We start from the raw sequence: 2589 nt of genomic DNA, 5'->3' as shown, positions 1-2589 counted from the left end.
GGGGTGGAGTCGCCGGTGTGTCCGGCGTCGTCCATGTCGTGCTCGGCCTCGGCCTGTGCCGGCACCGCGGGGACGCCGGCGGGCCGCTCGGGCGCCGTGGCGGCCAGCGGGCTGAAGTACTTGTGCGGTACCACCACGACGACGGAGGTGCCCAGCCAGGGCGAGTCGGCGAAGGTGACGCGGATGCCGTACCGGCGGGCGAGGGTGCCCACGACCCGCAGGCCGAGGTGCGCGTCCTCGGACAGGCCGCCGAGCCCGGAGCCCGCGGGGACGCCCGCGAGGGACCGCTCGGCCTCGCGCTTCTTCTCCTCGCTCAGGCCCTTGCCGGCGTCCTGGATCTCGATGCCGACGCCGTTGGGGACCTCCTTGCCGGAGACGATCACGGGCTCGCTGGGCGGGGAGTAGCGGGCGGCGTTGTCCAGGAGGTGCGCGAAGATCAGCGTGAGGTGGTCCACCAGGCCGCCGTCGACGCCCAGTTCGGGCAGCTGACGGATCTCCACCCGGTGGAAGTCCTTGATCCGGCCGATGCCGCCGCGGACCACGCCCAGCAGCCGCTGGGGTTCCTGCCACTGCCGGCCGGGCCGGGCCGAACCGCCCAGCACGCCGATGGAGGCGGCGAGACAGTCGGCGGGACCGATCTGCTGGTCGAGTTCCATCAGGCCCTGGGCGACCACGGGGTGGCGGCCGTGCTCACCCTGCATCTCGTGCAGGCGGACGCGGAGCTTGCTGGTCAGGACGTGGATGCGGTTGCCGAGGCTGATGACGGCCTGCTCGGCGGAGGTGGAGCGGTCGAGTTCCTCCTCCACGCCGATCAGGGCGGTGCGCAGCACCTTGCGCAGTTCGGCCCTCACCTCGGGGGTGACGTCCCGCTCCTGCTCGACCAGCGGGAGGAGGTCCTCCACCGCGTCACCGTCGCGCAGGCGCTTGAGCGCCTCGGGGAGGTACTGGCCGGCGAACCGGGCGACGACGGCCAGGTCGCGCTCCCGGGTGGCGATCCACGCCTGGTCCCGCTCGGCGAGGCGCTGGTCGAGGGCCTCCCGCTCGGTGGCGAGGCGGCTCTCCGCCTGGGCGCGGGCCACGGCCAGGTCGTTCTCCAGTCCCACCGCCCGCTGCCGCCAGCGGCGCTCGGTCTCCTGGCTCTCGGCCCGGTGTTCCTCCCGGGACCGCCGCAGCCGGTCCTGGGACTTGAGGAGGAGCCGGACGCACACGGCGCCGGCGGCGGTGGCTGCGGCCCCCGCGGTGGTGGTGACGACGGGTTCCGGACTCAGGAAGGCGGAGGCGACCGTTCCGGAGCCCAGGGCCAGCGGCATGAGCCACCAGCCGTACCAGGCGGCTGGGGTCCGCACCGGTGGTGTGGCGAAATCCATCTGCATCCTTCGGGGCGACACGTCGGAGCGACAGGCGGACGGGTGGGGAGTCGGGAGGCGGACAGGTGGACGAAGGCACGGCGGGGCGTCCGTGGACACCTCGGGGGCACGCCGGCGGACCGGACCACCGGCCACCTCTCCGGCACCGCGGGCAAATGGGCACGCATGTGCGGACGGTGAGGCGATTGCGGTGCGTAAAGGCCCCAACTCGCAGCGCTCCGGGGGAGCTTAGCCGGAATTCCGACCGCCGGATCACCTCCCCGGGATTCGGCCGGGAATATTCCACGGGGAAAGACCCCGGGCGCTACCCTCCGTCGGCGCCCGCCCCCCGGGCACGCCGTGCGCCCGACGGGTACCGGTGGCAGGCTGGTCCGCATGAGCGGCTCGAAGACCATGCGCGTGATCCGGCAGGACAGCCTCGGTGGCCCTGACGTGCTGCGGGAGGCGGAGGCGGAGCGTCCGTCGCCCCGGCCCGGGGAGGTGCTGATCCGGGTCCGGACGGCCGGCGTCAACCCCACGGACTGGAAGCACCGGGCCGGCGGCGGGTTCCTCGGCGAGCCGCCGTTCGTCCTCGGATGGGACGTGTGCGGCACGGTGGTGGAGGCCGGGTACGGAGTGACGATCCACCGAACGGGTGATGAAGTGTTCGGGATGTTGCCCTACCCCTTCGGTCACGGCTCGCACGCGGAGTACGTCGTGGGACCGGCCCGTGCGTTCGTCGCCCGGCCGGAGGGTGTGGACGTGGTGCAGGCCGGCGCCCTGCCGCTGGTGTCCCTGACGGCCTGGCAGGCACTGGTGGACACGGCGGTCCTGGGGCCGGGGCAGCGGCTCCTGGTGCACGCGGCGGCCGGCGGCGTGGGGCACGTGGCGGTGCAGATCGCCAAGTCCCGGGGCGCGTACGTGGTGGGCACGGCCAGTTCCGCGAAGCACGGCTTCCTGCGGAGCCTGGGGGCGGACGAGCAGATCGACTACCGGGAGACCGACTTCACCGAGGCGGTCTCCGGGATGGACGTGGTGCTGGAGACGATCGGCGGCGAGCACGGCCTGCGTTCGCTGCGGGTGCTCCGCCCGGGCGGCACGCTGGTCTCGCTGCTGCCCCTCCCGCGGGAACTGTACGCCGAGGCCGAGCGGCGCGGCGTGCGGACGGCGGTGATGCTGGTCGAGGACGACCAGGCCGGCATGCGCGCCGTCGCGGACCTGGCCGCGACCGGAAGGCTGCGGG

Annotated in this window: 2 protein-coding genes; one reads left to right on the top strand and one right to left on the bottom strand. The window is 73.9% G+C overall.

From position 1 onward, the window contains the following. Positions 1-1367 (bottom strand): sensor histidine kinase KdpD (locus tag HW445_RS26195; protein ID WP_180223358.1); only part of this gene is annotated, 1367 nt, incomplete at its 3' end. Positions 1368-1742: 375 nt separating this feature from the next. Here HW445_RS26195 and HW445_RS26190 point away from each other — a divergent pair. Continuing rightward, on the top strand, positions 1743-2589 hold an 847-nt coding region (locus HW445_RS26190; protein ID WP_180223357.1), incomplete at its 3' end, for an NADP-dependent oxidoreductase.

The organism is Streptomyces sp. UH6 (assembly GCF_013421635.1).
GTDB classification, from domain to species: domain Bacteria; phylum Actinomycetota; class Actinomycetes; order Streptomycetales; family Streptomycetaceae; genus Streptomyces; species Streptomyces abyssomicinicus.
The sequence above is the reverse complement of the archived record's forward strand: the minus strand, read 5'-3'. Positions and strand labels throughout refer to the sequence as shown.